Raw genomic sequence first — 26,944 nt, forward strand, 5'->3', positions numbered from 1 at the left:
AGCGATGAGCAGTGGTATAAACTGGTATGTGATTCGGGCAGTTGCCGGGCAGGAAAAGAAGATCAAATCTTACCTGGACAACGAAATCATGAGACAGGGCCTAGGCGAAGTAATAACACAGGTGTTGATTCCTTCGGAAAAGGTGTACGAAATGCGCAACGGTAAGAAGCGTGTTCGGGAAAAAACCTTCTTCCCAGGGTACATTCTGGTTTCGGCTGATCTGTCTAATGGCGAAGCGCTGCACCTGATTACCAGCATGCCAGGCGTTTTGGGCTTTCTGGGTAACACCAGTGGCAATTCTAAAATTCCGGTTCCACTGCGTCAGGCTGAGGTTAACCGGATTTTAGGTAAGGTAGACGAAGAAACGCAGGAAGCGGCTTCTCCCTCGCTGTCTTACATAAAAGGTGAGTCGGTAAAAGTAGTGGATGGACCATTCAGTGGGTTCATCGGTACGGTTGAGGAAGTGTTCGACGAACGGAAGAAGTTAAACGTCGTCGTAAAAATATTTGGTCGGAATACACCGGTAGAGCTGAGTTACGCACAAGTAGAAAAAGAGAGTTGATGCACATTTGGTTGAGAGGTCCTGTTGTTTTTGCTTCCCATTGAAGACGCGGTGACTGGTTAGACTGAAGCAACAAAGGAAAACAATGGCAAAAGAAGTAGCTGGCTACGTAAAGCTGCAGGTGAAAGGCGGACAGGCAAACCCGTCTCCTCCGATCGGTCCGGCGCTGGGTTCCAAGGGTTTGAATATCATGGAATTCTGCAAGCAGTTCAACGGACGGACGCAGGACAAGATGGGAATGGTGCTGCCGGTGCTGATTACCTATTACAAAGACAAGTCTTTTGATTTTGTAATCAAAACACCTCCTGCACCAATTATGCTGATGGAAGCGGCTAAGCTGAAAGGTGGTTCAGCGCAGCCCAACCGGAACAAAGTTGGCTCAGTAACGTGGGATCAGGTTCGCACAATCGCAGAAACGAAAATGCCGGATTTGAACGCCTTCACGGTTGAGTCGGCGATGAAGATGGTGGCCGGTACGGCCCGGAGTATGGGTATTACAGTGTCTGGCACAGCACCCTGGGATAACCAATAAGCAGCTTGCCGATAGCATTAAAAAGAAATGGCAAAGTTAACTAAGAAACAAAAGGAAGCTCAATCGAAATTTGATGCAGCGAAGGAATACTCTCTGCAGCAGGCGGCCGAAATCCTGAAAGAGATTTCGTACACCAAGTTCGATGCCTCCGTAGATATCGATGTCCGGCTGGGCGTTGATCCCCGCAAAGCGGACCAGATGGTTCGTGGGGTTGCCACATTGCCGCATGGTACTGGTAAACAGGTACGAGTGCTGGTGCTGTGTACGCCGGACAAAGAGAACGAAGCGAAAGAAGCGGGTGCTGATTACGTGGGACTTGACGATTACATTCAGAAGATCGAACAGGGCTGGACTGACGTTGACGTCATCATCACGATGCCGAACGTCATGGCCAAAGTTGGTAAGCTGGGTCGTATTTTGGGTCCTCGTGGTCTGATGCCTAACCCTAAGTCGGGTACCGTAACGCTGGAAGTAGGAAACGCTGTCCGCGAAGTAAAAGCAGGTAAGATTGACTTCAAAGTTGACAAATTTGGTATTATTCATACCAGTGTTGGCAAGGTTTCATTTACTCCGGACAAACTGGCTGAGAACGCCCAGGAAGTTATTTCTACTCTGCTGCGCCTGAAGCCTTCTTCGGCAAAGGGTACGTATGTGAGGTCGATTCATCTGTCTAGTACGATGAGTCCAAGTGTAGACATCGACAAAGCTACCGTTGCGGGATTATAATTATGACAAGGGAGGAAAAAGCGGCTATTATTGAAGAACTGAGTCAGAAGTTTCAGACGACTCCGTACTTCTATATCACAGATGCCAGCGGCATGTCTGTTGATGAGGTAAACAAGCTCCGTAGAATGTGCTTTGAACGGGGTATTGAATATCGTGTTGTAAAAAATACACTGATCAAAAAAGCTCTGGAGTCTTTGGACACCGATTACGCTCCGTTCAACGACAGCGTTCTGAAGGGTTTCTCCGGCGTTATGTTTCACCCGGAATCAGGTAAGGCAGCAGCTCAGTTGATTAAAGATTACCGTAAGCAGGTAAATAAAAAACTGGAACTGAAAGGTGCCTCTGTAGACTATAGCTTATTTATTGGCGCTGATCAACTCGAAACGCTCGCAACACTGAAGAGCAAAAACGAACTAATCGGTGACATCATCGGTCTGCTGCAATCTCCAGCCAAAAATGTTATTTCTGGTCTGCAGAGTGGTGGCAATAAACTGGCCGGTATATTAAAGACGCTGTCGGAGCGTGAAGAAGCGGCCTAATCGCTGCATCCGAAAAACATATTTAATCAATCGTATCACAACCTAATCAAGAATACAAAAATGGCAGATTTAAAAGCGTTCGCTGAGCAGCTTGTAAGCCTGACGGTAAAAGAAGTTAACGAACTGGCTGCTATCCTGAAGGATGAGTATGGCATCGAGCCGGCAGCCGCAGCTCCTGTAATGGTAGCCGGTGGTGGCGGAGGTGGCGAAGCCGCAGCTGCAGCTCCCGAGAAAACTTCTTTCGACGTTATCCTGAAAAGCCCAGGTGCAGGTAAACTGGCTGTTGTGAAGCTGGTTAAAGACCTGACTGGTCTGGGTCTGAAGGAAGCGAAAGAACTGGTTGACGGTGCGCCGAAGCCAGTGAAAGAAGGCGTTGCTAAAGACGAAGCAGAAGCGCTGAGAAAGCAGCTGGAAGAAGCTGGTGCTGAAGTAGAAGTTAAGTAAGCATCGCTCCTGGATACATTGCTCCAAGCAGGGTAGGCCTGGCTTTCGCCAGGTCTTTTCCTGTTTGGAGACTTTTATTGTTGAGGCCTCGGGAATAAACTTATTTACGGAAAACGGTGTTCTCCGTAAAGCCTAAGTACGGACGCTCTTCTAATCGACCACTCAACTAAATGCAGACAGCTTTGGCTAACAACGCAAACACTAATAACATGCGCAAAAATTTTGCGACGATTCAGCCAGTGATCGAATATCCGGATTTTCTGGATGTTCAAGTCAGATCGTTCAAAGATTTTTTCCAGCTTGACACCCCATCAGACCACCGTTCACAGGAAGGTCTGTTTAAAGTGTTTCAGGAAAACTTTCCTATCTCTGACTCCCGCGAGAATTTCGTGCTGGAGTTCATTGATTATTCTGTTGATCCGCCTAAGTACTCGGTCGACGAATGTATTGACCGGGGCTTAACGTATTCTGTGCCGCTCAAAGCTAAGTTACGCCTGTCATGCAATGACCCGGACAACGAAGACTTTGAAACGATTGAGCAGGAGGTCTTTTTAGGGAATATCCCTTATATGACCGAAAAAGGCTCTTTCGTCATTAACGGAGCCGAGCGGGTAATTGTTTCGCAATTGCACCGGTCTCCGGGGGTGTTCTTCTCGATGAGTAAGCATACCAACGGTACCAAGTTGTACTCTGCTCGTATTATTCCTTTTAAAGGATCCTGGATTGAGTTTTCTACTGACGTAAATAACGTCATGTATGCGTACATCGACCGGAAGAAGAAATTCCCGGTAACTACGCTGCTGCGGGCCATTGGTTTTGGCTCAGATAAGGAAATTCTGGACCTGTTTGGTTTGTCAGAGGAACTTCCGGCTACCCCCGCTAACCTAAAGAAGGCCATTGGCCGTCGGTTGGCTGCACGGGTGCTGCGTACCTGGACAGAGGACTTCGTAGACGAAGATACGGGTGAAGTGGTATCTATCAGCCGGAATGAAGTTCTGCTGGAGCGTGACTCCGTCATCTCGGTTGATGATATTGATGTTATTATGGACTCTGGTCAGAAGTCAATCATCCTGCATAAGGAGGATATGAATGTATCTGACTATAACATCATTTATAATACACTTCAGAAAGATAGCTCCAACTCGGAGAAGGAAGCGGTAGAGCAGATTTACCGTCAGCTCCGGAACACGGAAGCGCCGGACGAGCAAACCGCTCGTGAAATCATCCAGAACCTGTTCTTCAGCGATAAGCGCTATGACTTGGGGGATGTAGGCCGGTACCGGATTAATAAGAAATTAGGTCTGGAAGTTGCCGCCGATACGAAGGTATTGACCACAGACGACATTGTGTCGATTGTGAAGTACCTGATTGGGCTGATTAACTCCAAGGCGGTTGTCGATGATATTGACCACCTAAGCAACCGGCGTGTCCGGACGGTGGGTGAACAGTTATACGCGCAGTTTGGGGTTGGTCTGGCCCGTATGGCCCGGACTATTAAGGAGCGGATGAACGTGCGGGATAACGAAGACTTTAAACCGGTTGATCTGATCAATGCCCGGACACTGTCTTCGGTAATCAACTCGTTCTTCGGTACCAACCAGCTGTCGCAGTTTATGGACCAGACCAACCCGCTGGCCGAGATCACCCACAAGCGTCGTATGTCGGCACTTGGGCCAGGTGGTCTGTCGCGGGAGCGTGCCGGTTTTGAAGTTCGTGACGTACACTACACGCATTATGGTCGTCTGTGTACCATCGAAACGCCGGAAGGTCCGAACATTGGTCTGATTTCATCGCTCTGCGTTTACGCTAAAGTAAACAGCATGGGCTTTATTGAAACACCATACCGGGTTATTGAAAATGGTAAGGTAGCAATAGAGAAGCCGGTGATGTACTTGACCGCTGAAGAAGAAGATGCGCACTACATTGCCCAGGCAAACTCGGGTGTCGATGATTCAGGTAACTTCAGCGTTGACCGTTTGAAAGCTCGCTTTGAGGGTGACTTCCCGATGGCCGAGCCGGGTAACGTGTCGTTTATGGACATTGCGCCGAACCAGATTGTATCGGTGGCCGCGTCGCTGATTCCGTTTCTGGAGCACGATGATGCCAACCGCGCGTTGATGGGTTCAAACATGCAACGTCAGGCAGTACCACTGCTTCGTCCGCAGGCTCCCATTGTTGGAACCGGTCTGGAAGGTCGTGTAGCCGTAGACTCACGCGCCCTGATCGTCGCCGAAGCCGATGGTGTTATCGAGTTTGTTGATTCGACCAAGATTGTGGTTCGGTACGATCTTGAGGAAGACCAGCGGATTGTAAGCTTCGATGAAGATCTGAAGACCTACAACCTGATTAAATTCCGTCGCACTAACCAGGATACCTGTATTAACCTGAAGCCAATTGTGCTGAAAAACCAGAAGGTTAAGAAAGGTGAGGTATTGTGCGAGGGCTACGCTACAGAGAAAGGAGAACTGGCTCTCGGTCGTAACATGAAAGTGGCCTTCATGCCATGGCAGGGTTATAACTTCGAGGATGCCATCGTAATCTCGGAGCGTGTCGTACGCGAAGACATCTTTACGTCCATCCACATTGAAGAGTTTGAACTGGAAGTTCGTGATACGAAGCGGGGCGAGGAAGAATTAACATCCGAAATCCCGAACGTAAGTGAAGAAACGGTTCGTAACCTGGACGAAAGTGGTATTGTACGGGTAGGTACGGAAGTGAAGGAAGGCGACATTCTGATTGGTAAGATTACACCAAAAGGAGAGAGCGACCCGACTCCGGAAGAAAAACTGCTCCGTGCCATCTTTGGTGACAAGGCTGGCGATGTGAAGGATGCTTCCAAGAAGGCCCCACCCTCGCTGAAAGGTGTTGTTATCGATACCAAATTGTTCTCTCGTCCGTCGAAGGAAGACCGTGGTAAGCATAAAGAGGAAATCAAAGTCCTCATGAAGCGCTACAGCCGCGAACTGAATGGCTTCCGGGATCGCATGGTTGAGAAGTTGGTAACATTGCTGGAAGGCAAAACCAGTCAGGGTGTGAAGCACAAGTTTGGCGACGAGGTAATGAGCAAAGGCGTGAAGTTCAGCCGGAAAAACATTACCGATAATCTCTTCCCCGATCGTAACCCGTACCGAGACGAGAGCAGCTACTCCGTGCCGGAAGAAGTTAACCTGCTGGGTGACTTGGTTATTGAAGGCTGGACCGACGATTACCACATCAACCAGTTAATTGTCAAATTGATTAAGAATTATAATACCCGTCGGAACGAGATTACCGGCCGCTTTAAACGGGAGCGCTTTACCCTGGAGGTAGGCGATGAACTACCGGCAGGTATCGTTAAACTGGCGAAAGTATATATTGCGAAGAAGCGTAAGCTAAAAGTAGGTGATAAGATGGCCGGGCGTCACGGTAACAAAGGGGTTGTTGCCCGGATTGTTCGTGACGAAGATATGCCGTTCCTGGAAGACGGAACGCCGGTAGACATCGTATTGAACCCACTTGGTGTACCTTCCCGGATGAACCTGGGTCAGATTTACGAAACCGTATTGGCCTGGGCTGGTCAGAAGTTAGGCCGCAAGTATGCAACGCCGATCTTCGACGGGGCTACCGAAGCACAGGTTTCTGCCGAGCTTTCTGCTGCTGGATTACCTGAGTATGGCCGTACATACCTGTACAACGGTTTGACCGGCGAGCGTTTTGATCAGCCAGTAACGGTAGGTATCATCTACATGCTGAAACTGGGTCACCTGGTTGATGATAAGATGCACGCCCGTTCAATTGGACCATACTCGCTCATTACGCAGCAGCCGCTGGGTGGTAAGGCGCAGTTCGGTGGTCAGCGTTTCGGTGAGATGGAGGTATGGGCACTCGAAGCTTTCGGTGCATCACACATCTTGCAGGAAATTCTGACGGTGAAGTCGGATGATGTTGTCGGCCGGGCAAAAGCTTACGAAGCGATTGTTAAGGGTGAGAACCTGCCGAAGCCGAATATTCCAGAATCATTCAACGTATTGGTGCATGAACTTCGTGGTCTTGCACTGGAGATTACTATGGATTAAGCAATAGGAATACCGGGTAGTAAGTAACACTTTGCTACCCGGTATATCCATATGGTCCTAATATAGACGAATACCGATACTTGATGCTGGCTACTCAGAGATTGGTAAAAGAAGATAAAAGTACAGGTCTGCTAATCGGGTCATTGCTATTATATGTACTCGCTTTTTATGTTTATGTACTTGCTTCGGTCCAAAATCTGCCGACTTGGGATGATCTCCATATGTTGGAATGGCTGGTCCGGTATAACGCTGAGCCATCGTTTGGCAAGAAGGTAGCTTTGCTATTTGAGCAGCATGCGGAACATGTACTGGTTACAGGCCGGATAATGACCTTGATGGTTGCCGCTTTTACGGAGCCGTTTAGTATTTCCCTGTTTACCGTTGCGCATACATTGACGTTGCTGGTAATTCCTGTTGTATTCTGGCGGCTTTTTAAGAGAGAACAAATTGCGACTTATCATGTTGCAGTGCCGGTCGTGTTATTGTTCTCGTTGCATTACTACCAGGCAGTGTTTATGATGGGGTGCTTCAATCACACATTTTTGTTTGGATTGAGCGTTGCTATCATCTACCTGCTGGCATACCATCAGGATAATAAATCGATTCTGTTGGCAATGGGATTAAGCCTGATTTTGCTATTTGCCAATTCGGGAGCGGCTACTCTTTTGCTGGTTGGCATAGGAGCGCTACTACTAAAACGGGACTGGAAGAGCTTAGTGAAGTGGGGCTTCTTCACAATTTTAGCCTTAGGTATATTCTTTACAGTTTATCAGAAGCCTGCCTGGACGCCGGACTTTACGCTGGATAAATTGTTAGCCGACAGATGGGTATATGTTAAAGGCTTTTTTGGATTGATTGGGGGTGTCTTTTCTTTTCTGGAAAATCCTAATGCTCGCTTCTATGTCGGCAGTGAGTCATTTGGTTTCCCCTTCTTCTATTCACCTTTAGCCTTTACTGCCGGTGTGGTGATATGCATAGTGACGGGGGCTTACCTGGGACATTCCGTTCTGACCTACTTTCGGAAGGGACGATTAGCCCAAAGTGACGTTTTTCTGACGGCTCTGATTGTGTTCCTGTTTGGTCTGACGCTTTCAGCAACTTTATTCCGCCTGAACGGTCCACCGTCGCTGCTTGGCTTATTTGTTAGCCGGTATAAGCTGCAGTCCATTCTGCTGCTTATCTGTTGTTACAGTATTTTGGTCAAATATGTGCGGAGTACTCAGTTTGAACGGGTTGCCTGGATCGGAAGTCTATTAGGTGCTATAGTGCTAAGTGCCTTCTCATATTTTGAATACTTTGTACCAAGCCAGAATTATAACAAAGCGCATTTTGCGGCTGTGTTAACCTGGCAGGCTGGATCTGATCAGTCGCAGTACTATCCAGCGGGTGTGGTTAGTGAAATAGCTTACCGCTACTGGCGGAAAATAACTGAGGCTGATGTTTATCAGGCTCCGGCGATAGCTGAGCAGATACAACAGCGGTTCCTGCAGGCTAAAGATGAGGCAACTGAAGGCATTGATGGCTGGCAAATACAAAAGCAGGCGGACCAAAGCATTATTATCAGTAATCCGAATCTGGCTACTCCGGACTATTGGGGTGTCAATGGAAATTATATCGTAACGTGGAACAACCGTACGTCCTCATGGGATTGGGTGGTCGCTTCTCCGGAACGGGCGTCTATTCCTCAGTTACTTTTGAGTGGACGCTGGCTTAAGCCTGGTGTAAAGTTGCTGCTTGCAAACTCCTGGCTGGAAAGTAAGAATTTACAAGAGTGTTTTTTAGTAACGGTTCAATACGATTCCGTGAATGTTAATCGCATACAAATTGTTTAATAGTTCGGTGGTTAGCCCCATAAATCCATATACGTATGTCTTTTAAAAAGAACAAGAAACTCAACAGCGACTTCTCCAGAGTGACGATTAGTCTGGCGTCGCCCGAGTCGATTCTGGAGAGTTCCTATGGAGAAGTAACTCAGCCGGAAACGATCAACTATCGTACGTACAAACCTGAAATGGGTGGTTTGTTCTGCGAGCGTATCTTCGGGCCGGTAAAAGACTGGGAATGTCATTGCGGAAAGTACAAGCGGATTCGCTATAAAGGCATTATCTGTGACCGCTGTGGAGTTGAAGTGACTGAAAAGAAGGTACGCCGGGAGCGTATGGGCCACATTGAACTGGTGGTTCCCGTAGCACATATCTGGTACTTCCGGAGCCTTCCGAATAAAATTGGTTATCTGCTGGGGCTTTCTACCAAGAAACTCGACCAGATCATCTATTATGAGCGGTACGTTGTTATCCAGTCGGGTATCAAGGCTGAGGATGGTATTCAGGAATTGGATTTCTTAACGGAGGATGAGTACCTGGATATTATTGATAAACTGCCAAGTACTAACCAGCATCTGGACGATAAAGACCCCAATAAATTTATCGCCAAAATGGGTGCCGATGCGCTGGAGATGCTGCTGTCGCGGCTGAACCTTGACGATCTGTCGTATCAGCTTCGTCACCTGGCGGCTACGGATACCTCGCAGCAGCGGAAGGCAGAAGCCCTGAAGCGCTTGAAAGTTGTTGAGGCATTCCGGGAGGCCAATGGTCGCGTTGAGAACCGTCCGGAGTGGATGGTTATTCGCATGGTTCCAGTAATTCCGCCCGAACTGCGTCCCCTGGTGCCTTTGGATGGTGGTCGTTTTGCAACGTCCGATTTGAATGACCTGTACCGTCGGGTTATTATCCGGAACAACCGTCTGAAGCGTCTGATTGAAATTAAAGCACCCGAAGTTATTCTGCGTAACGAAAAGCGGATGCTTCAGGAAGCCGTTGACTCACTGTTCGACAACTCACGTAAGGTAAACGCCGTTCGTTCGGAAGGTAACCGGGCTCTGAAATCACTTTCGGATATGCTGAAAGGTAAGCAGGGCCGTTTCCGTCAGAACCTGTTGGGTAAGCGGGTCGACTACTCTGGTCGTTCCGTGATCGTGGTAGGTCCTGAGCTCAAACTCCACGAGTGTGGTCTGCCGAAGGATATGGCGGCTGAATTGTTCAAGCCGTTCATCATTCGTAAGCTGATTGAGCGGGGTATCGTGAAGACGGTGAAGTCGGCGAAAAAGATTGTTGACCGGAAAGACCCCGTTATCTGGGATATTCTGGAAAACGTATTAAAAGGTCACCCCGTCCTGCTAAACCGGGCACCGACCCTGCACCGTCTGGGTATTCAGGCGTTCCAGCCGAAGCTGATTGAAGGAAAAGCAATTCAGTTGCACCCGCTTGTTTGTACCGCTTTCAACGCTGACTTTGACGGTGACCAGATGGCTGTTCACGTGCCATTGGGCCAGGAAGCGGTACTGGAAGCCTCATTGCTGATGCTGGCCTCGCACAACATCCTGAACCCGGCAAACGGTGCTCCTATTACCGTACCGTCGCAGGACATGGTGTTGGGTTTGTACTATGTAACAAAAGGTCGCAAGAGTACACCAGAGTATCCAATCATCGGGGAAGGTATGACCTTCTACGGACCGGAAGAGGTAATTATTGCCATAAATGAAGGTAAGTTATCAAAGCACGCGCTAATTAAGTGCCGGGTGAGGGTTCGGAACGAGAAAGGTGATCTGGAGACGAAAGTTATTGAGACTGTAGCTGGCCGGGTATTGTTCAACCAGAATGTACCGGAAGAGGTAGGATATATCAATGAATTGCTGACAAAGAAGAAGCTTCAGCAAATCATTGCTTACATCTTTAAGATTGCCGGTGTATCTAAAACGGCTCACTTCCTTGATGACATTAAGGAGCTTGGCTTCCAGATGGCATTCAAAGGTGGACTGTCTATCGGTCTGAACGACGTTAAGGTACCCGACGCAAAGAACGGTCTGATTCAGGAAGCGAAGAATGAGGTAGAAGGCGTATGGCAGAACTACCTTATGGGTCTGATCACCGAAAACGAACGCTATAATCAGGTGATTGACATCTGGACGCGCGTTAACTCGCGGATTACCGAAACGCTGATGAAGCAGCTGGAGGCCGACCAGCAAGGGTTCAACTCCATCTACATGATGATGCACTCCGGAGCCCGTGGTTCCCGTGAGCAGATTCGTCAGTTGGGTGGTATGCGGGGTCTGATGGCCAAGCCTCAGAAGAACTTGCAGGGCTCAGTCGGTGAAATCATTGAAAACCCGATTCTGTCGAACTTCAAAGAAGGTCTCGACGTGTTGGAATACTTTATCTCTACGCACGGTGCCCGGAAGGGTCTTGCCGATACGGCCCTGAAAACAGCCGATGCCGGTTACCTGACCCGCCGTCTGCACGACGTAGCGCAGGATGTAATTGTAACGGAAGAAGACTGTGGTACGCTGCGGGGCATCCAGAGCGCTGCTTTGAAGGACAACGAGGATATCGTTGAGCCGCTGTCGGAGCGTATCCTGGGCCGGGTAACGGTACACGACATCTACGATCCGCTGTCGAAAGAGCTGATTATCGCTTCTGGCGAAGAGATCACGGAAGAGATTGCTGCCCAAATCGACGAGACCAGCATTGAGATTGTTGAAATTCGCTCGGTGCTGACTTGTGAAGCTAAGAAGGGTATCTGTGCAAAGTGTTACGGTCGTAACTTGGCAACAGGCCGTATGGTTGATATGGGTGAGGCTGTAGGGGTAATCGCTTCGCAGTCCATCGGTGAACCGGGTACACAGCTGACGCTTCGTACGTTCCACGTGGGTGGTACGGCTTCAAACATTGCGGTAGATGCGTCTATCCGCGCTAAGTTTGAGGGTACTGTTCAGTTTGAGGAAATGCGTACGGTTGAGTCGGTGGACAACGAAGGTAATCCGCAAACGGTCGTGATGGGTCGTTCCGGTGAAATTCGTATTGTTAAGTCGGATGAGCCGAGTGTGGTGCTGATTAGCCACAACGTACCTTATGGGGCCTTCCTCCGGGTGAAAGAGGGACAGCACATCAGCAAAGGCGACGAGATTTGTGCCTGGGATCCATATAATGCCGTGATTCTTTCTGAGCTGACTGGTTCACTTGAGTTTGATGCGATTGAAGAAGGTATTACTTATCGCGAAGAGTTCGACGAACAGACGGGCTTCCAAGAGATGGTAATCATCGAAAGCCGCGACAAGACCAAAAATCCAGCCATTGTAGTGAAAGGTATCAGTACGTTGCTGGAAGATGTGGATGAGAAAGGGTACAACCTGCCGGTAGGTGCTCGTCTGGTTGTAAAAACAGGGCAGCAGATCAAAGCTGGTCAGCCGCTCGCCAAAATTCCGCGGAACGTTGGTAAGACCCGCGACATTACGGGTGGTCTGCCACGGGTAACGGAATTGTTTGAAGCTCGTAACCCATCGAACCCGGCGGTTGTGAGTGAAATCGACGGTGTAGTTACCTACGGAGCTATCAAGCGTGGTAACCGGGAAATTTACATCGAGTCGAAAGACGGTACGAAGAAGAAGTACCTGGTGCCGCTGTCGAAGCACATTCTGGTACAGGACAACGACTTCGTACGCGCTGGTGACCCATTGTCCGATGGGGCTATTACGCCATCCGATATTCTGGCCATCAAAGGTCCAACAGCCGTACAGGAATACCTGGTGAACGAAATTCAGGAAGTATACCGTCTGCAGGGTGTAAAGATCAACGATAAGCACATTGAAGCCATCGTGCGTCAAATGATGCAGAAAGTTGAAATCATTGACTCAGGAGACACTAACTTCCTGGAAGGACAGGTAGTGGACAAGTGGGCTTTCCGCGAGGAGAACGAGAAGGTGATGGATGCGAAAGTAGTGATCGAGGCCGGCGACTCTGAAACACTGAAGCCGGGTCAGATTATCTCGTCGCGTCGTCTGCGGGATGAGAACTCCAGCCTGAAGCGTCGCGATATGGCGCTGGTACAGGTAAGGGATGCTATGACCGCTGTGTCGCAGCCAACCCTACTGGGTATCACGCAGGCCTCTTTGGGAACCGAAAGCTTCCTGTCGGCCGCTTCATTCCAGGAGACGACTAAAGTACTGAGCGAAGCCTCCATCCGTGGTAAGACTGATAGTTTAGAGGGTCTGAAGGAGAATATCATTGTGGGCCACTTGGTTCCGGCTGGAACCGGTCTGCGCCGTTACAGTGATATTGTTGTCGGCTCAAAAGAAGAATATGAGAGTCTGGTTGAGTCAAGAGAGCAGTATAGCCGCAAACGCCGGGCTACTGTTTAAGCAAGATATAGTCACTAACGATATTGTCAGTTAGACATCAACCAAATATCATACAGCGGTCGGGTATTGCTATACCTGACCGCTGTTTTACTAATCAGTCTTAAACAAAATAGTTGACTATGGAAATGGAGCAGCCAAACCCTGAAGGTTCTATTGATGTTGAACTATCAGAAGATATCGCTGAGGGGATTTATGCTAACCTGGCTATGATTGCTCACTCCAATAGTGAGTTTATTCTTGACTTTATCCGTTTGATGCCGGGTATTCCCAAAGCCAAAGTAAAGTCCCGTATTATTCTGACACCCGAACATGCTAAGCGGCTCCTGGCGGCTTTGAAGGAAAATATCCGGAAGTACGAAGATAGCTTTGGCACTATTCGCCAGGCCGATGATTCGTTCCGGTTTCCAACCGGATTTGGCGGGCCTGTGGGTGAGGCTTAATTGCCACACTAGTAAATTAATTCACTGATTTGCTTTTGGTTTTCAAGACATTTTATCTAATTTTGCAGTCCGAAATTCGAGAGGACTATCTTTTTTGTAAACAATCAAGTTAAATGCCTACCATACAACAATTAGTTAGAAAGGGCAGAGAGAAGCTGGAATTTAAGTCTAAATCACCGGCTTTGGATGCGTGCCCGCAGCGCCGGGGCGTGTGTACGCGGGTGTATACGACAACCCCTAAGAAGCCAAACTCGGCTCTTCGTAAAGTAGCCCGTGTTCGTCTGACGAACGGGAAAGAAGTGAATGCCTATATCCCGGGAGAAGGTCACAACCTGCAGGAGCACTCAATCGTGCTGATTCGTGGTGGCCGGGTAAAAGATTTGCCGGGTGTTCGTTATCACATCATCCGGGGTGCCCTGGATACTGCCGGTGTAAACGGCCGTCTGCAGGCTCGCTCTAAGTACGGAACCAAGCGTCCGAAGCCAGGACAAGCGCCGGCAGCAAAAGGCGGTAAAGGTGCACCGGCAAAAGGTAAAAAGAAGTAATCAATAACAAGCAAGGTTTGAACTGAGCGTTGGAAGAGTACGCCCAGAGTAAGATCAAAAATCTGAAGATCCATGAGAAAGGCTAAACCGCCCAAAAGATATGTGTTGCCAGATCCTAAATACAAGGAAGTACTGGTGACTAAGTTTGTGAATAACCTCATGTATGAGGGTAAGAAAAGCATTGCCTATACCATTTTCTATGATGCATTGGCGGTCGTTGAGAAACGTACAAACGACAATGGTCTGGAGATCTGGAAAAAGGCTTTAAATAATGTAATGCCATCGGTAGAGGTAAAAAGCCGCCGGGTAGGTGGTGCTACCTTTCAGGTTCCGACGGAAGTACGTCCAGATCGGAAAGTGTCAGTAGGCATGAAGTGGTTGATTAAGTATGCCCGGTCACGTGGTGAGAAAACCATGGTTGATCGTCTGGCTGCTGAAATAATTGCTGCTTCAAAAGGCGAAGGCGCTGCCGTGAAGAAGAAGGATGATACCCACCGCATGGCAGAAGCTAATAAAGCGTTCTCTCATTTCCGCTTCTAATTTGGTAGGCAGATATTACTACAAAAGCCTCCCGCTGTAGGGAGGCTTTTGTTTTATATAGTGACGTATAGAAATATAAATTTAGCTTGATTAAGTCTTCATTAATCTTCGGTTAGTTTCTAAGCGGGAGTTGGTTTATTCATTGATTTTTAGTAATTTTGCGTCCTGATTTATAAAAGTGTTCACGCTGGTCGCCCGGCTATCACTTTTTGTCTCAACAAGCAAATCTTAGTAACACGAAACAATATGGCAACTGATCTTCGATACCTACGAAACATCGGTATCGCTGCCCACATCGATGCTGGCAAAACGACCACGACGGAGCGGATTCTCTACTACGCTGGGGTAAGCCACAAAATCGGAGAAGTGCACGAAGGTGCCGCCACCATGGACTGGATGGAGCAGGAGCAAGAGCGTGGTATTACTATCACCTCCGCTGCTACTACGGTTAACTGGAAGTACCGGGATGAAAATTATCACGTAAACATCATTGACACGCCGGGCCACGTGGATTTCACGGTGGAGGTAAACCGTTCTTTACGGGTATTAGACGGCCTGGTGTTCCTGTTCAGTGCTGTTGATGGCGTTGAACCGCAGTCAGAAACCAACTGGCGTCTGGCTAACAACTATAACGTAGCCCGTCTTGGTTTCGTTAATAAAATGGACCGTGCCGGTGCTGACTTCCTGAACGTAGTTAAGCAGGTACGGGAAATGCTGGGTAGCCACGCCGTTCCTCTGCAGTTGCCGATTGGCGCTGAAGAGAACTTCAAAGGTGTAGTTGATCTGGTTAACTTTCGTGGTATTGTCTGGAATGAGCACGATAAAGGAATGACCTTTACCGAGGTTCCTATTCCGGATGATATGATAGAGGAAGCAACCGAATGGCGCGAGAAGCTGCTTGAAGCTGTTGCTGAATTCGACGATACTCTGATGGAGAAGTATTTTGACGATCCCTCTTCGATTACAGAAGACGAAATTCTGAAGGCACTCCGCGAGGCAACTATCGCCATGAAAGTGGTACCGATGTTGTGTGGTTCTTCTTTCAAAAATAAAGGTGTTCAGACTATGCTCGATTATGTGATGGCCCTGCTGCCGTCACCACTCGATAAGCCTGAGATTAAAGGTACAAACCCGAATACTGATCAGGAGGTAGTTCGTCACCCGACAGAAACAGATCCGTTTGCTGCACTGGCGTTCAAGATTGCTACGGATCCCTATGTTGGTCGTCTGTGCTTTGTTCGTGTATACTCAGGTGCGCTTGATTCAGGTTCTTATGTCTTGAACACACGTTCAGGTAACAAAGAGCGTATCTCCCGTATTTTCCAGATGCACGCCAATAAGCAGAATCAGATTGATAAGCTGCGGGCTGGTGATATCGGTGCGGTTGTTGGTTTCAAAGACATTAAAACGGGTGACACCCTCTGCGAAGAGAAGAACCCGATTGTTTTGGAATCAATGCTGTTCCCTGATCCGGTTATTGGTTATGCCATTGAGCCGAAGAAGTCAGCCGACCAGGACAACTTCTCAAAGGCAATTGGTAAGCTGATCGAAGAAGATCCGACCCTGAAGGTTGAGAGTAATGAAGAGACTGGGCAGACGATCATCCGCGGTATGGGTGAATTACACCTCGAAATTATCATTGACCGGATGCGTCGTGAATTCAAGGTGGAAGTAAACCAGGGTGCTCCGCAGGTGGCGTACAAAGAGACGTTGACCAAGAAGTTCGAACACCGTGAGGTATACAAAAAGCAAACAGGTGGTCGCGGTAAGTTCGCTGACATTGTGTTTGAAATTATGCCTGGCGAAGAGGGTAAACCGGGTCTGGAGTTCGAAAATGCTATTGTGGGTGGTGTGATTCCTCGCGAATTCATCCCAGCGGTACAGAAAGGATTCCAGGAAGCAATGGTGAACGGCCCGTTGGCCGGTTATCCGTTGGATTCTATGAAAGTCCGGCTGTTCCACGGCTCATACCACGACGTTGACTCTGACTCACTGTCGTTTGAACTAGCTGCGCGTATCGGTTTCCGGGAAGCTGCCCGTCATGCTGGTCCGAAACTGCTGGAGCCAATCATGGCTGTAGAAGTTCTGACTCCTGAAGAATACACGGGTCCGATCACGGGTGACCTGAATCGTCGCCGGGGTATCATGAAAGGTATGGATTCTCGTGCCGGTTCACAGGTTATCAAGGCTGACGTTCCGCTGTCGGAACTGTTTGGTTACGTAACTGACCTGCGCACGATGTCATCTGGCCGGGCAACGGCTAACCTGACATTCTCGCACTACGAGATCGTACCGCAGAACATTGCAGAAACGGTGGTAACCAAGTCAAAAGGCACGGTAACTGCTTAAAAATAAATTTGACAATCGGGTGGTAAATAGCTAACTTTGCCACCCGATTTTTGTGTCAACGGAGCAAATGGTTCTTTCGGGGACACACTCGTTTCGGAATCTCACTAATTATCATGAACCAAAAAATTCGCATTAAGCTGAAGTCGTTTGATCACAACCTGGTTGATAAGTCTTCAGAGAAAATTGTTAAGGCGGTAAAGGCTACTGGTGCTATTGTAAGCGGTCCTATTCCTCTGCCGACCGACAAAGAAATTTACACGGTACTGCGTTCTCCTCACGTGAACAAGAAATCACGTGAGCAGTTCCAACTCTGCACCTACAAGCGTTTGGTAGATATCTACTCGACCAGCGCCAAAACGGTTGACGCCCTGATGAAGCTTGAGCTTCCCAGCGGTGTTGACGTAGAGATTAAAGTGTAAGTAACGGCCGTCTCAACGGCTTCCGACATACTCGGATGAAGGTCCTTTCGGAAACCACATCTGACTTTTAGGTAAGCGAGCTCTTTCGGGAGTGTGTGCTGCCACAAGAGGTCAGGTGTATTACGCCTGGCCTTCTTTGTTTACGCCGGATTAGTTGAGAATTAGACAGATACCAGCTTGGATGCTAGTTTTAATCTGTCTAACTTTGCACTCCGTTTTTACGGACTTAACATTTATTCATTTTACCTGCTTTTTAGTAACAAACAAGTATGTCTGGTTTGATTGGAAAAAAGATAGGGATGACCAGCGTGTACAATGCGGACGGGCAGGCTCTGGCATGTACAGTTATCGAAACGGGTCCCTGTGTCGTAACACAAGTAAAGACTGAAGACAAAGACGGCTATGCCGCTGTTCAGTTGGGTTACGGCGAAAAGAAAGAGAAGCGCACGAATGGGCCTCTGCTGGGCCACTTCAAGAAGGCCGGTACGACCCCAAAGCGCAAACTGGTTGAGTTTAAAGAGTTCAACCAGGAGTTCAACTTAGGCGATACACTGGCGGTAGCCGATGTGTTCGGAGAAGGCGACTTCGTGGATGTTGTCGGCACTGCCAAAGGCCGCGGCTTCCAGGGGGTAGTTAAACGTCATGGTTTTGCTGGGGTTGGTGGCCAGACTCATGGTCAGCACAACCGCCAGCGTCACCCAGGTTCAATTGGTGCGTGTTCGTTCCCCTCGCGCGTATTCAAAGGCATTCGTATGGCCGGCCGGATGGGCGGTAATCGTGTAAAGGTGCAAAACCTCCGTGTGTTGAGAGTGTTGCCCGAACAAAATCTGCTGGTTATTAGTGGTTCGGTTCCGGGTGCCAAGAATTCATTCGTAATTATCGAGAAGTAAGGTCATGGAAGTAGTCGTATATAACAGTAAGGGGGAGGATACGGGCAAGAAGGTAACGCTGCCGGAAGAGATTTTCGGTATCGAACCCAACACGCACGCAATTTACCTGGACGTTAAGCAGTATCTGGCTAACCAGCGTCAAGGAACTCATAAGGCGAAAGAGCGTGCAGAAATCAACCACTCTACACGTAAGATCAAGAAGCAAAAAGGTACAGGTGGGGCCCGTGCGGGTAGCATTAAGTCACCGGTATTCATTGGAGGTGGCCGGATTTTTGGTCCTCGTCCCCGTGATTACAGCTTCAAGCTGAACAAGAAAGTAAAATCACTGGCGCGCATCTCGGCGCTGGCAGTAAAGGCTCAAGCAAATAATGTATCGGTTCTGGAAGACTTTACGTTTGACGCTCCCAAGACCAAATCGTACATCGAAATGCTGAGCGCCCTATCTGCCTCTGACCGGAAGACACTGCTGATTCTGCCTGATGTAGACAAGAACGTGGTTCTGTCGGGCCGGAATGTACCGAAAGCTAAAGTAACTACCGCTAATCAGGTAACTACCTATGACCTGATGAATGCCGATCAACTGCTGATCAGCACGGAAGCGCTGAACAGACTGCAAACTCTACTGGAGAAATAATCATGAGCGTATTAAAGAGACCGATCCTAACAGAGAAAATGACTGACCTGAACAAAAAAGGTCAGTATGCCTTCGAGGTTGATCTGAAAGCGAACAAAGTAGAGATCCGCAAGGCAGTTGAAAAAATGTATGGTGTGCGTGTAGAAGGTGTTCGTACCCTGCGTCAGCTTGGTAAGAAAAAATCGAAAAACGTAAACGGCCGTATTGTATCAGGGACCACCTCAACCACCAAAAAAGCTATCGTTACCGTTGCCGAAGGCGAAGTAATTGATATCTACGCTGAAGTATAAGCGGGCTGGTTGACAATGTAATATAGAACCATGGGAGTTAAGAAACTTAAACCAACAACGCCGAGTCAGCGCTTTCGGGTTGCCCCTGACTTCGCGGAGATAACAACCGACAAGCCAGAGAAGAGCCTGTTAGCCCCGATCAAAAAATCGGGTGGCCGTAACAGCCAGGGCCGTCGGACCATGCGATACATTGGTGGTGGTCACAAGCGTCACTACCGGATTATCGACTTCAAACGCAATAAAACAGGTATTCCTGGAACAGTAGCAACAATCGAGTACGATCCTAACCGTTCGGCTCGTATCGCACTTATCGAGTATACCGACGGCGAAAAACGCTACATCCTGGCTCCGCAGGGCTTGACTGTAGGTCAGCAAATTTTGGCTGGTGCCGGAGCTACGCCAGACGTAGGAAACTCTCTGCCGCTGGGCTCCATGCCGATTGGTACTATCGTACACAATATCGAAATGCAGCCGGGCAAAGGTGGCGTTCTGGCACGTAGCGCCGGTACGTACGCTCAGTTGGTAGCTCGTGAAGATAAATACGCCGTTTTGCGGATGCCGTCAGGCGAAATGCGGATGGTACTGTCTGTTTGCCAGGCTACTGTAGGTTCTGTATCTAACGCAGATCACATGAACGTAACGATCGGTAAAGCTGGTCGTAATCGTTGGCTGGGTATTCGTCCCCGGGTACGGGGTGTGGCCATGAACCCGATCGATCACCCGATGGGTGGTGGTGAAGGCCGGGCATCTGGTGGTCACCCGCGTTCACGAACCGGCCTGTATGCGAAGGGTAAGAAAACCCGTAGCCCGAAGAAGCAGTCGAACAAGCTGATTATTAGCAGAAGGAAAAAGTAATAGATAAATGGCACGTTCACTAAAGAAAGGCCCTTATATAGACTTTCGTCTGGACAATAAGGTTCAGACCATGAATGACTCGGGCAAGAAGTCAGTTATCAAGACCTGGTCTCGCCGTTCGATGATTTCACCGGATTTCGTGGGTCACACGTTTGCTGTACACAACGGCAATAAGTTTATTCCGGTGTATGTAACGGAAAACATGGTGGGACATAAGCTCGGCGAGTTTGCTCCTACCCGTAACTTCCGGGGTCACGTTGCGAAAAAAGACAAGGGCAAGAGATAAAGTTAGTTGGCAGTAGGCAGTAAATAGTTGGCACAAAACCTTCTTTTTACTGCGAACTGCAGACTGCAAACTGAAGACTAAAATGGAAGCAATAGCAAAGCTGAGAAATGTACCCACCTCTCCCCGTAAGATGCGGCTGATCGCCGATCTGATCCGCGGCCAGAGAGTAAGCCAGGCTTTGGGTGTCCTGCGGTATCAGCCCCAGTCCGGAGCTGCCACGCTGCAGAAAGTGCTGCTTTCGGCAGTAGCTAACTGGCAGCAGAAAAATGAGGATGTTCGCATTGAGGAAGCTGACTTGTTCATCAAGACCATCTTTGTAGACGGAGGTCCGATGCTGAAGCGTCTGCGGCCTGCTCCGCAGGGACGTGGTCACCGGATCCGGAAGCGGTCAAATCACATCACTATTGTGATTGACAGCGCCAACGCTCAGCCCGCAATCGAACTGAATACGGAAACATCAGAAAACGAATAATACGGAATGGGACAGAAAGTTAACCCGGTAGGCCTTCGGCTTGGCATCGTCAAAGGATGGGAGTCAAGCTGGTATGGCGGCAAGGAGTTTTCCGATAAACTGATTGAAGACGAAAAAATCAGAAAATATATCCAGGCGCGTATCCCGAAAGGGGCTATCGCCCGGGTGGTGATTGAGCGTACACTGAAGCGGATTACCTTAACGATTCACACGGCTCGTCCGGGTATCGTTATCGGTAAAGGCGGTGGTGAGGTTGATAAGATCAAAGAAGAGCTCAAGAAGATTACTGGTAAGGACGTTCAGATCAACATCTTTGAAATTAAGCGTCCTGAAATTGATGCCAAACTGATTGGGGAAGCCATTGCTCAGCAGCTCGAAGCGCGGATCTCGTACCGCCGGGCGATGAAGCAGGCCATCAACTCCGCTATGCGGGTTGGCGCTCAGGGTATCAAGGTAAAAGTATCGGGTCGTTTAGGTGGTGCCGAGATGGCACGTACCGAGCAGTACAAAGAAGGTCGTGTACCCCTGCACACTCTGCGGGCTGATATTGACTACGCTATCTCGGAAGCACAAACCATATACGGTAAGATCGGTATTAAGGTTTGGGTGTTCAAAGGGGAAGTGTACGGTAAGCGTGACTTGACTCCTGCCGCTCTGGCTACTGCAGCCGCAGCCGGCGAGCGTAGCAGCGACCGTGGTGGTGACCGTGGCGATCGCCGTGGACGCGGTGACCGCGAAGGTGGCGACCGTGGCCGGAACCGCAACGAGCGCGGTGGCGGTGGTGACCGTGGTGGTGATCGCCGTGGCGGTGGAAACAACCGTGGTGGTGGTAACCGTGGCGGAGGTAATAGAAGATAACAGAAAGGCTTAATAGCCGTATCATAAGCATTGAGTAGCGATGTTACAGCCAAGAAGAACCAAGTTCCGTAAGCAGCAGAAAGGCCGGATTAAAGGAATTGCCTCGCGTGGTCACCAGATAGCCTTTGGTACGTTCGCGATCAAATCCCTGGAGCCGGGCCGGATTACGGCACGTCAGATCGAAGCAGCCCGTATTTCTGTAACACGGGCTATGAAACGGGAAGGTCAGGTTTGGATTCGTATCTTCCCTGACAAGCCGATTACCAAGAAGCCGGCCGAAGTTCGGATGGGTAAAGGTAAAGGTGCTCCCGAATACTGGGTAGCGGTTGTGAAACCGGGGACCATTATGTTTGAAGCAACCGGAGTTGACTTGGCCACGGCGAGTGAAGCCCTGCGTTTGGCGGCTCAGAAACTGCCGGTTCGCACCAAGTTTGTCGTACGCCGGGATTATCAAGAAGTTGAAGATTAACCTAGCGTACTTTTTTCAAAACGGTTGTCATGAAAAAGAACGAAATTAAAGCATTATCTGTAGAGCAATTGCAGGAGCAGATCAATGCAGAGAAAGAACGACTGCTGAAACTGAAGTTTGCCCACGCTATCTCGCCCGTCGAAAATCCGATGCGTATCCGCGAGAGCCGCAAACTTATCGCTCGTCTGTACACGGAGTTAACTCTGAAGACGCGCCAGACACAAAACAGCTAAGGACTTCACTCATTCCTATACTGAATTATGGAACAAGAGAGAAACGTAAGAAAAGAGCGGATCGGGCGCGTGGTCAGCAACAAGATGGAGAAGTCCATCACGGTATCCGTTGACCGGAAAGTAAAGCATCCGATGTACGGAAAGTTCATGCACAAGACGAAGAAGTTTATGGCGCATGACGAGAATAACGATTGTAACATTGGCGACACAGTCCGCATTATGGAGACTCGTCCGCTGAGCAAGAACAAGCGTTGGAGATTAGTCGAAATCATTGAAAAGGCGAAATAAGCCATGGTACAGCAAGAATCAAGACTAAGTGTAGCCGATAACAGTGGCGCTAAAGAGGTGCTCGTTATCCGCGTCTTGGGCGGCACGGGCAAGCGTTATGCATCGGTAGGTGATAAAATCGTGGTTACGGTAAAATCGGCTCTGTCGTCCAGCAATATGAAGAAGGGTACGGTCTCTAAAGCCGTAGTCGTTCGGACGAAGAAAGAAGTTCGCCGGAAAGACGGTTCGTACATCCGCTTTGAGGATAACGCGGCTGTTCTGCTGAACAACAACGACGAACCACGCGGAACCCGGATCTTCGGACCGGTGGCCCGCGAATTGCGCGAGAAGCAGTTTATGAAAATTGTATCGTTAGCTCCGGAGGTGCTTTAATATGGAAAAGAAGACACAGAGTCACAAGTTTCATATCAAGACCGGCGATACGGTAAAAGTAATCTCCGGCAACTCAAAAGGCCAGACCGGTGTTGTACAAAAGGTGCTGGTTGAGAAAGATCGGGCGGTTGTAGAAGGCGTCAATATGATTACCAAGCATTTGAAGCCAACTGCCGCTAATCCGCAGGGAAGCCTGGAAAAGGTAGAAGGTTCTATTCACATCAGTAACCTGATGGTGGTGGATCCCGCAACTGGTGAGGCAACCCGTACGGGCCGTCGCCTGAATGATAAAGGGAAATTGCAGCGGTTCTCCAAGAAGTCCGGCAACTTCATCTAATCAGAGTTTGGTTAGCTGACATCTTTAAATGACATCAGAACGTGGCAACGCCAAGATTAAAAGAAAAATACGTAAAAGAGGTAGTCTCCGAGTTGAGCGACAAGTTTCAGTATAAATCTGTGATGCAGGTACCGAGACTGAGCAAGATCGTCATCAACAAAGGTATCGGAGCTGCCGTAGCTGATAAGAAGTTAGTAGACGTAGGAGTTGATGAGCTGACGCTGATCACCGGCCAGAAGGCTGTTCCTACCATCTCTAAGAAAGCGGTATCTAACTTCAAACTGCGTGAAGGAATGCCTATTGGAGCGAAAGTAACGCTGCGGGGCGACCGGATGTATGAATTTCTGGACCGGTTAACGGCTGTAGCTCTGCCGCGCGTGCGCGACTTCCGGGGCATCAGCGACAAAGGGTTCGATGGACGTGGTAACTATACCTTCGGTGTGAAAGAGCAGATTATCTTCCCCGAAATCAGTATTGATAAGGTAAACCGTATTTCGGGAATGGATATCACGTTTGTTACGACTGCCCGTACCGACGCCGAAAGTCTGGCATTGTTGAAAGCTCTGGGTCTTCCCTTCGCCGACAGCAGCAAAAAATAATCAAAAGAAACTGTAAAGGCATATCTTTTTATGGCTAAAGAATCAGTAAAAGCAAGAGAGCGCAAACGGGAACGACTGGTTGCCAAATACGCTCAAAAGCGTGCTGCGCTGAAAGCTGCCGGTGATTATCTTGCGTTGGACAAACTGCCGCGCAACGCTTCTCCAGTGCGGTTACACAACCGTTGCAAGCTGACAGGCCGTCCACGGGGCTACATGCGCAAATTCGGTATTTCACGGGTAACATTCCGCGAGATGGCCGGTGCTGGTAAAATCCCTGGCGTAACAAAAGCAAGCTGGTAAGCACACGCTTCCTGAAGTGTAGGCACCAATCATTTTCTTTTGTAATTCAGTTTCCGTAATTTTGCAAACTCTTTTAAGAAACAGGGGTTTGCAGGTAAATTCTTGCTGAAATGAATACAGATCCCATAGCAGACTATCTGACCCGTCTCAGAAACGCCATCCGGGCTAAGCACCGGGTTGTGGAAATCCCTGCTTCCAATATAAAGAAGGAGATCACCAAAGTTCTGTACGAGAAAGGTTATATACAGAACTACAAATTTGACGAAACCGGACCCCAAGGCCTTATTAAGATCGCCTTGAAGTACAATCCGGTTACGAAACAGCCCGCGATTGTAGATTTACAGCGGGTAAGCCGTCCTGGCTTGCGTCAGTACCGCGGAGCCGATCATCTGCCCCGCATCCTGAACGGCCTTGGCGTGGCTATCGTCTCTACCTCTAAGGGGGTAATGACCGACAAAGAAGCCCGTACCATGAATGTAGGTGGCGAGGTATTGTGTTACGTTTATTAATGTGGAGTTAGCATTATGTCACGCGTAGGAAAGAAAATTATCGCGATACCTTCCGGCGTTTCGTTGTCCGTTGACGACAGCAACGTTGTGACGGTAAAAGGTCCAAAAGGTACCCTGACCCAGCCGGTTGATCCGGATATTCAGGTGGCTGTTGAGGATGGCCAGATAAGAGTTACCCGCCCGACAGAGCAGAAGCGTCATAAGGCGCTGCATGGTTTGTATCGTGCGCTGGTGAACAATATGGTTGTTGGTGTAAGCACCGGCTACCGCACCGATCTTGAAATCATTGGTGTAGGTTACAAAGCCTCTGTTGCCAATAACGTGCTGGAGTTGAACCTCGGCTTCTCACACAATGTGTTTGTAGCTGTACCATCTGAAGTAAAAGTGACGGCGGTTACCGAAAAAGGCCAGAATCCAAAGGTCATTCTGGAAGGTATAGATAAGCAATTGATTGGTGATGTAGCCGCTAAAATCCGCTCCTTGCGTAAGGTTGAGCCTTACAAAGGAAAAGGTATTCGGTTCGTCGGCGAGAACGTTCGTCGTAAGGCTGGTAAATCAGCTTCTAAGAAATAATGAAGTAAGCCAATTTGGTTGGTATCAAATAACATGGCAACAACAAAGCAAGACAGAAGACAGCGGGTTAAGTACTCAATCCGTTCTAAAGTATCCGGAACGGCCGAGCGCCCCCGTTTATCCGTTTTTCGCTCGAATAAAGCAATTTATGCTCAACTGATTGATGATGTGCAAGGCCGTACGCTGGTGAGTGTTTCATCTCAGGAGCTGAAAAGCGAAGTAAATGGCTTTACTGTGGAGACCGCCAAACTGGTGGGTCAGCGGTTGGCAGAGAAAGCAACAGCCGGCAACATCAACGCTGTTGTTTTTGACCGCAACGGGTATCTGTATCACGGTAAAGTAAAAGCATTGGCCGATGGAGCCCGTGAGGGTGGCCTCAAATTCTAATCAATAGAATGGTAACGAACGCAAGACCTTCAAAAGTAAACGAGGCTGACCTTAAAGAGCGCGTGGTTGCTATCAACCGTGTAGCCAAGGTAGTAAAAGGCGGTCGTCGATTCAGTTTCTCGGCAATCGTTGTAGTAGGAGATGGTAACGGGGTAGTAGGTTACGGATTGGGTAAAGCCAATGAAGTAACGGATGCTATTGCCAAAGGTGTAGAAGATGCAAAGAAGAACCTGGTTCAGGTTCCTTTGCTGAAACACACTGTACCGCATGAAATGCACGGTAAGTTCAGCGGTGGTTTTGTCCTGCTCAAGCCGGCGGCTCCGGGAACGGGTGTAATTGCTGGTGGTGCTATGCGTGCGGTCCTGGAAAGCGCCGGAGTTCGTGACGTATTGGCGAAATCAAAAGGTTCATCAAACCCGCACAACGTAGTTAAGGCGACAATTGATGCCTTGATCAAGATGCGTGCCCCGCATCAGGTAGCTTTCCAGCGTCAGGTATCGCTCGCCAAAGTATTTAACGGTTAAATTTCCGAAGCAAATGGCACGGGTAAGAATCACGCAGATTAAAAGTACAATTAAGCGTCCGCAGACGCAGAAGTTGGCCATAAAGGCGCTGGGCCTAGGAAAAATCAACCGCAGTATCGAGTTGGAAAATAACGATTCGACGGCTGGTGTTATCCGTAAAGTACAGCATTTGGTGAGAGTAGAAGAGATCTAATCATACGAACAAATGAATTTAAGTACCTTAAAACCGGCTAAAGGTTCCGTAAAAGAGCGTAAGCGAGTCGGGCGCGGCCAGGGTTCAGGAATGGGTGGTACATCTACCCGCGGCCACAAAGGGGCTGGTTCCCGGTCTGGTTATAGCCAGAAATTACATTTTGAAGGTGGTCAGATGCCACTTCAGCGTCGGGTTCCAAAGTTTGGATTTAATAATCCGACCCGCGTTGAATACAAGCCGATCAATTTGGATACCATCCAGACACTGGTAGAGAAGACGAATGCAACCGTTGTAGACATTGCATTGTTGTTGGAGAATGGTCTGGCCGGAAAGAATGATCTGGTCAAAGTATTGAATCGTGGTACTTTGTCGGCTGCCGTGGAAGTGAAAGCAAATGCATTCTCTGCATCTGCGAAAGAAGCGATTGAAAAAGCAGGCGGTAAAGTAACTGTATTACGCGGTAAAGTAACTGTATTACAGCGTTCAGCAGCAGCAGAAACGCCGAATCAATAACTGATAAAGGCAACGATC

General features: G+C 48.8%; 33 protein-coding genes. All 33 read left to right on the forward strand.

What is annotated here, in order from left to right; genetic code table 11:
• Positions 1-4 precede the first annotated feature (4 nt).
• The 33 genes from nusG to rplO all read left to right on the forward strand — a co-directional run bounded on the left by nusG (position 5) and on the right by rplO (position 26,926).
• Positions 5-562 carry a transcription termination/antitermination protein NusG gene (gene nusG, locus ABD949_RS27260; RefSeq protein ID WP_345249059.1) on the forward strand — a complete coding sequence of 186 codons (558 nt, stop codon included), beginning with the start codon at positions 5-7 and terminating at the stop codon, positions 560-562.
• Positions 563-647: 85 nt separating this feature from the next.
• Complete coding sequence (rplK, locus tag ABD949_RS27265; protein ID WP_345249061.1) at positions 648-1,094, forward strand: 50S ribosomal protein L11; 447 nt, start codon at positions 648-650, stop codon at positions 1,092-1,094.
• A gap of 27 nt (positions 1,095-1,121) precedes the next feature.
• A complete protein-coding gene (rplA, locus tag ABD949_RS27270) occupies positions 1,122-1,820 on the forward strand; it encodes a 50S ribosomal protein L1 (protein WP_345249063.1) in 699 nt (232 codons plus the stop codon).
• Positions 1,821-1,822: 2 nt separating this feature from the next.
• Positions 1,823-2,359, forward strand: coding sequence for a 50S ribosomal protein L10 (rplJ, locus tag ABD949_RS27275; protein ID WP_345249065.1), 537 nt, complete (start codon positions 1,823-1,825; stop codon positions 2,357-2,359).
• 60 nt (positions 2,360-2,419) lie between these two features.
• Positions 2,420-2,803 (forward strand): 50S ribosomal protein L7/L12, encoded by a 384-nt coding sequence (gene rplL / locus ABD949_RS27280; RefSeq protein WP_345249067.1) that lies wholly within the window; start codon positions 2,420-2,422, stop codon positions 2,801-2,803.
• 209 nt (positions 2,804-3,012) lie between these two features.
• Positions 3,013-6,858, forward strand: a complete 3,846-nt coding sequence (gene rpoB / locus ABD949_RS27285; RefSeq protein ID WP_345249069.1) for a DNA-directed RNA polymerase subunit beta — start codon at positions 3,013-3,015, stop codon at positions 6,856-6,858.
• A gap of 83 nt (positions 6,859-6,941) precedes the next feature.
• Positions 6,942-8,690, forward strand: coding sequence for a hypothetical protein (locus ABD949_RS27290; RefSeq protein WP_345249071.1), 1,749 nt, complete (start codon positions 6,942-6,944; stop codon positions 8,688-8,690).
• A gap of 35 nt (positions 8,691-8,725) precedes the next feature.
• Positions 8,726-13,051, forward strand: coding sequence for a DNA-directed RNA polymerase subunit beta' (rpoC, locus tag ABD949_RS27295; protein ID WP_345249073.1), 4,326 nt, complete (start codon positions 8,726-8,728; stop codon positions 13,049-13,051).
• A gap of 119 nt (positions 13,052-13,170) precedes the next feature.
• Positions 13,171-13,491 (forward strand): DUF3467 domain-containing protein, encoded by a 321-nt coding sequence (locus tag ABD949_RS27300; RefSeq protein WP_345249075.1) that lies wholly within the window; start codon positions 13,171-13,173, stop codon positions 13,489-13,491.
• A 113-nt stretch (positions 13,492-13,604) separates the two neighbouring features.
• Entirely contained in the window at positions 13,605-14,036 is a 432-nt protein-coding gene (gene rpsL / locus ABD949_RS27305; RefSeq protein WP_345249077.1) for a 30S ribosomal protein S12, read from the forward strand.
• Positions 14,037-14,108: 72 nt separating this feature from the next.
• Positions 14,109-14,576: a 30S ribosomal protein S7 gene (gene rpsG / locus ABD949_RS27310; RefSeq protein WP_345249079.1), complete on the forward strand. Its 468-nt coding sequence runs from the start codon at positions 14,109-14,111 to the stop codon at positions 14,574-14,576.
• A 246-nt stretch (positions 14,577-14,822) separates the two neighbouring features.
• Positions 14,823-16,925, forward strand: coding sequence for an elongation factor G (fusA, locus tag ABD949_RS27315; protein WP_345249081.1), 2,103 nt, complete (start codon positions 14,823-14,825; stop codon positions 16,923-16,925).
• A 113-nt stretch (positions 16,926-17,038) separates the two neighbouring features.
• Positions 17,039-17,344: a 30S ribosomal protein S10 gene (gene rpsJ, locus ABD949_RS27320; RefSeq protein ID WP_345249083.1), complete on the forward strand. Its 306-nt coding sequence runs from the start codon at positions 17,039-17,041 to the stop codon at positions 17,342-17,344.
• 269 nt (positions 17,345-17,613) lie between these two features.
• Entirely contained in the window at positions 17,614-18,234 is a 621-nt protein-coding gene (gene rplC, locus ABD949_RS27325) for a 50S ribosomal protein L3 (RefSeq protein WP_345249085.1), read from the forward strand.
• Positions 18,235-18,238: 4 nt separating this feature from the next.
• The gene (gene rplD / locus ABD949_RS27330; protein WP_345249087.1) at positions 18,239-18,868 is read left to right on the forward strand and encodes a 50S ribosomal protein L4; all 630 of its coding nucleotides are present in this window, start codon (positions 18,239-18,241) and stop codon (positions 18,866-18,868) included.
• Between the two features lie 2 nt (positions 18,869-18,870).
• Positions 18,871-19,158, forward strand: coding sequence for a 50S ribosomal protein L23 (gene rplW, locus ABD949_RS27335; RefSeq protein ID WP_345249089.1), 288 nt, complete (start codon positions 18,871-18,873; stop codon positions 19,156-19,158).
• 30 nt (positions 19,159-19,188) lie between these two features.
• On the forward strand, positions 19,189-20,013 hold the full coding sequence (rplB, locus tag ABD949_RS27340) for a 50S ribosomal protein L2 (protein WP_345249091.1): 825 nt from the start codon (positions 19,189-19,191) through the stop codon (positions 20,011-20,013).
• A gap of 7 nt (positions 20,014-20,020) precedes the next feature.
• Positions 20,021-20,299: a 30S ribosomal protein S19 gene (gene rpsS, locus ABD949_RS27345; RefSeq protein WP_345249093.1), complete on the forward strand. Its 279-nt coding sequence runs from the start codon at positions 20,021-20,023 to the stop codon at positions 20,297-20,299.
• An 82-nt stretch (positions 20,300-20,381) separates the two neighbouring features.
• A complete protein-coding gene (rplV, locus tag ABD949_RS27350; protein ID WP_345249095.1) occupies positions 20,382-20,771 on the forward strand; it encodes a 50S ribosomal protein L22 in 390 nt (129 codons plus the stop codon).
• Between the two features lie 6 nt (positions 20,772-20,777).
• Positions 20,778-21,629, forward strand: a complete 852-nt coding sequence (rpsC, locus tag ABD949_RS27355) for a 30S ribosomal protein S3 (protein ID WP_345249097.1) — start codon at positions 20,778-20,780, stop codon at positions 21,627-21,629.
• A 40-nt stretch (positions 21,630-21,669) separates the two neighbouring features.
• Positions 21,670-22,098, forward strand: coding sequence for a 50S ribosomal protein L16 (gene rplP / locus ABD949_RS27360; RefSeq protein WP_345249099.1), 429 nt, complete (start codon positions 21,670-21,672; stop codon positions 22,096-22,098).
• A 29-nt stretch (positions 22,099-22,127) separates the two neighbouring features.
• Entirely contained in the window at positions 22,128-22,331 is a 204-nt protein-coding gene (gene rpmC, locus ABD949_RS27365; protein WP_345249101.1) for a 50S ribosomal protein L29, read from the forward strand.
• Between the two features lie 27 nt (positions 22,332-22,358).
• Positions 22,359-22,619 (forward strand): 30S ribosomal protein S17, encoded by a 261-nt coding sequence (gene rpsQ, locus ABD949_RS27370; protein WP_345249103.1) that lies wholly within the window; start codon positions 22,359-22,361, stop codon positions 22,617-22,619.
• Positions 22,620-22,622: 3 nt separating this feature from the next.
• Positions 22,623-22,991 (forward strand): 50S ribosomal protein L14, encoded by a 369-nt coding sequence (gene rplN, locus ABD949_RS27375; RefSeq protein ID WP_345249105.1) that lies wholly within the window; start codon positions 22,623-22,625, stop codon positions 22,989-22,991.
• A 1-nt stretch (position 22,992) separates the two neighbouring features.
• The gene (gene rplX, locus ABD949_RS27380; RefSeq protein WP_345249107.1) at positions 22,993-23,328 is read left to right on the forward strand and encodes a 50S ribosomal protein L24; all 336 of its coding nucleotides are present in this window, start codon (positions 22,993-22,995) and stop codon (positions 23,326-23,328) included.
• 41 nt (positions 23,329-23,369) lie between these two features.
• Positions 23,370-23,927 carry a 50S ribosomal protein L5 gene (gene rplE, locus ABD949_RS27385; protein WP_345249109.1) on the forward strand — a complete coding sequence of 186 codons (558 nt, stop codon included), beginning with the start codon at positions 23,370-23,372 and terminating at the stop codon, positions 23,925-23,927.
• A gap of 30 nt (positions 23,928-23,957) precedes the next feature.
• Positions 23,958-24,227 (forward strand): 30S ribosomal protein S14, encoded by a 270-nt coding sequence (gene rpsN / locus ABD949_RS27390; RefSeq protein WP_345249111.1) that lies wholly within the window; start codon positions 23,958-23,960, stop codon positions 24,225-24,227.
• 110 nt (positions 24,228-24,337) lie between these two features.
• On the forward strand, positions 24,338-24,736 hold the full coding sequence (rpsH, locus tag ABD949_RS27395; RefSeq protein ID WP_345249113.1) for a 30S ribosomal protein S8: 399 nt from the start codon (positions 24,338-24,340) through the stop codon (positions 24,734-24,736).
• Positions 24,737-24,751: 15 nt separating this feature from the next.
• Positions 24,752-25,309, forward strand: coding sequence for a 50S ribosomal protein L6 (gene rplF / locus ABD949_RS27400; RefSeq protein WP_345249115.1), 558 nt, complete (start codon positions 24,752-24,754; stop codon positions 25,307-25,309).
• A gap of 33 nt (positions 25,310-25,342) precedes the next feature.
• A complete protein-coding gene (gene rplR / locus ABD949_RS27405) occupies positions 25,343-25,696 on the forward strand; it encodes a 50S ribosomal protein L18 (protein WP_345249117.1) in 354 nt (117 codons plus the stop codon).
• 8 nt (positions 25,697-25,704) lie between these two features.
• Positions 25,705-26,220, forward strand: coding sequence for a 30S ribosomal protein S5 (gene rpsE, locus ABD949_RS27410; RefSeq protein WP_345249119.1), 516 nt, complete (start codon positions 25,705-25,707; stop codon positions 26,218-26,220).
• 13 nt (positions 26,221-26,233) lie between these two features.
• Positions 26,234-26,413 carry a 50S ribosomal protein L30 gene (rpmD, locus tag ABD949_RS27415; RefSeq protein ID WP_345249121.1) on the forward strand — a complete coding sequence of 60 codons (180 nt, stop codon included), beginning with the start codon at positions 26,234-26,236 and terminating at the stop codon, positions 26,411-26,413.
• A 12-nt stretch (positions 26,414-26,425) separates the two neighbouring features.
• Positions 26,426-26,926, forward strand: a complete 501-nt coding sequence (rplO, locus tag ABD949_RS27420) for a 50S ribosomal protein L15 (protein WP_345249123.1) — start codon at positions 26,426-26,428, stop codon at positions 26,924-26,926.
• Positions 26,927-26,944: the final 18 nt, after the last annotated feature.

Source organism: Nibrella saemangeumensis (genome assembly GCF_039541915.1).
GTDB lineage: Bacteria > Bacteroidota > Bacteroidia > Cytophagales > Spirosomataceae > Nibrella > Nibrella saemangeumensis.

What these genes read in the sequence shown, in the direction of transcription:
- rpsE (WP_345249119.1), top strand. Translation starts at nt 25,705, where the DNA reads ATGGTAACGAACGCAAGACCTTCAAAAGTAAACGAGGCTGACCTTAAA.
- rpsS (WP_345249093.1), top strand. Translation starts at nt 20,021, where the DNA reads ATGGCACGTTCACTAAAGAAAGGCCCTTATATAGACTTTCGTCTGGAC.
- rpmD (WP_345249121.1), top strand. Translation starts at nt 26,234, where the DNA reads ATGGCACGGGTAAGAATCACGCAGATTAAAAGTACAATTAAGCGTCCG.
- rplF (WP_345249115.1), top strand. Translation starts at nt 24,752, where the DNA reads ATGTCACGCGTAGGAAAGAAAATTATCGCGATACCTTCCGGCGTTTCG.
- rpsH (WP_345249113.1), top strand. Translation starts at nt 24,338, where the DNA reads ATGAATACAGATCCCATAGCAGACTATCTGACCCGTCTCAGAAACGCC.
- rplP (WP_345249099.1), top strand. Translation starts at nt 21,670, where the DNA reads ATGTTACAGCCAAGAAGAACCAAGTTCCGTAAGCAGCAGAAAGGCCGG.
- rpoB (WP_345249069.1), top strand. Translation starts at nt 3,013, where the DNA reads ATGCGCAAAAATTTTGCGACGATTCAGCCAGTGATCGAATATCCGGAT.
- rplO (WP_345249123.1), top strand. Translation starts at nt 26,426, where the DNA reads ATGAATTTAAGTACCTTAAAACCGGCTAAAGGTTCCGTAAAAGAGCGT.
- rpsG (WP_345249079.1), top strand. Translation starts at nt 14,109, where the DNA reads ATGAGAAAGGCTAAACCGCCCAAAAGATATGTGTTGCCAGATCCTAAA.
- ABD949_RS27300 (WP_345249075.1), top strand. Translation starts at nt 13,171, where the DNA reads ATGGAAATGGAGCAGCCAAACCCTGAAGGTTCTATTGATGTTGAACTA.
- rplR (WP_345249117.1), top strand. Translation starts at nt 25,343, where the DNA reads ATGGCAACAACAAAGCAAGACAGAAGACAGCGGGTTAAGTACTCAATC.
- rpsJ (WP_345249083.1), top strand. Translation starts at nt 17,039, where the DNA reads ATGAACCAAAAAATTCGCATTAAGCTGAAGTCGTTTGATCACAACCTG.
- rplD (WP_345249087.1), top strand. Translation starts at nt 18,239, where the DNA reads ATGGAAGTAGTCGTATATAACAGTAAGGGGGAGGATACGGGCAAGAAG.
- fusA (WP_345249081.1), top strand. Translation starts at nt 14,823, where the DNA reads ATGGCAACTGATCTTCGATACCTACGAAACATCGGTATCGCTGCCCAC.
- nusG (WP_345249059.1), top strand. Translation starts at nt 5, where the DNA reads ATGAGCAGTGGTATAAACTGGTATGTGATTCGGGCAGTTGCCGGGCAG.
- rplX (WP_345249107.1), top strand. Translation starts at nt 22,993, where the DNA reads ATGGAAAAGAAGACACAGAGTCACAAGTTTCATATCAAGACCGGCGAT.
- rplW (WP_345249089.1), top strand. Translation starts at nt 18,871, where the DNA reads ATGAGCGTATTAAAGAGACCGATCCTAACAGAGAAAATGACTGACCTG.
- rplC (WP_345249085.1), top strand. Translation starts at nt 17,614, where the DNA reads ATGTCTGGTTTGATTGGAAAAAAGATAGGGATGACCAGCGTGTACAAT.
- rplL (WP_345249067.1), top strand. Translation starts at nt 2,420, where the DNA reads ATGGCAGATTTAAAAGCGTTCGCTGAGCAGCTTGTAAGCCTGACGGTA.
- rpsL (WP_345249077.1), top strand. Translation starts at nt 13,605, where the DNA reads ATGCCTACCATACAACAATTAGTTAGAAAGGGCAGAGAGAAGCTGGAA.
- rpsC (WP_345249097.1), top strand. Translation starts at nt 20,778, where the DNA reads ATGGGACAGAAAGTTAACCCGGTAGGCCTTCGGCTTGGCATCGTCAAA.
- rpsN (WP_345249111.1), top strand. Translation starts at nt 23,958, where the DNA reads ATGGCTAAAGAATCAGTAAAAGCAAGAGAGCGCAAACGGGAACGACTG.
- rplB (WP_345249091.1), top strand. Translation starts at nt 19,189, where the DNA reads ATGGGAGTTAAGAAACTTAAACCAACAACGCCGAGTCAGCGCTTTCGG.
- rplV (WP_345249095.1), top strand. Translation starts at nt 20,382, where the DNA reads ATGGAAGCAATAGCAAAGCTGAGAAATGTACCCACCTCTCCCCGTAAG.
- rpsQ (WP_345249103.1), top strand. Translation starts at nt 22,359, where the DNA reads ATGGAACAAGAGAGAAACGTAAGAAAAGAGCGGATCGGGCGCGTGGTC.
- ABD949_RS27290 (WP_345249071.1), top strand. Translation starts at nt 6,942, where the DNA reads ATGCTGGCTACTCAGAGATTGGTAAAAGAAGATAAAAGTACAGGTCTG.
- rplN (WP_345249105.1), top strand. Translation starts at nt 22,623, where the DNA reads ATGGTACAGCAAGAATCAAGACTAAGTGTAGCCGATAACAGTGGCGCT.
- rpmC (WP_345249101.1), top strand. Translation starts at nt 22,128, where the DNA reads ATGAAAAAGAACGAAATTAAAGCATTATCTGTAGAGCAATTGCAGGAG.
- rpoC (WP_345249073.1), top strand. Translation starts at nt 8,726, where the DNA reads ATGTCTTTTAAAAAGAACAAGAAACTCAACAGCGACTTCTCCAGAGTG.
- rplA (WP_345249063.1), top strand. Translation starts at nt 1,122, where the DNA reads ATGGCAAAGTTAACTAAGAAACAAAAGGAAGCTCAATCGAAATTTGAT.
- rplK (WP_345249061.1), top strand. Translation starts at nt 648, where the DNA reads ATGGCAAAAGAAGTAGCTGGCTACGTAAAGCTGCAGGTGAAAGGCGGA.
- rplJ (WP_345249065.1), top strand. Translation starts at nt 1,823, where the DNA reads ATGACAAGGGAGGAAAAAGCGGCTATTATTGAAGAACTGAGTCAGAAG.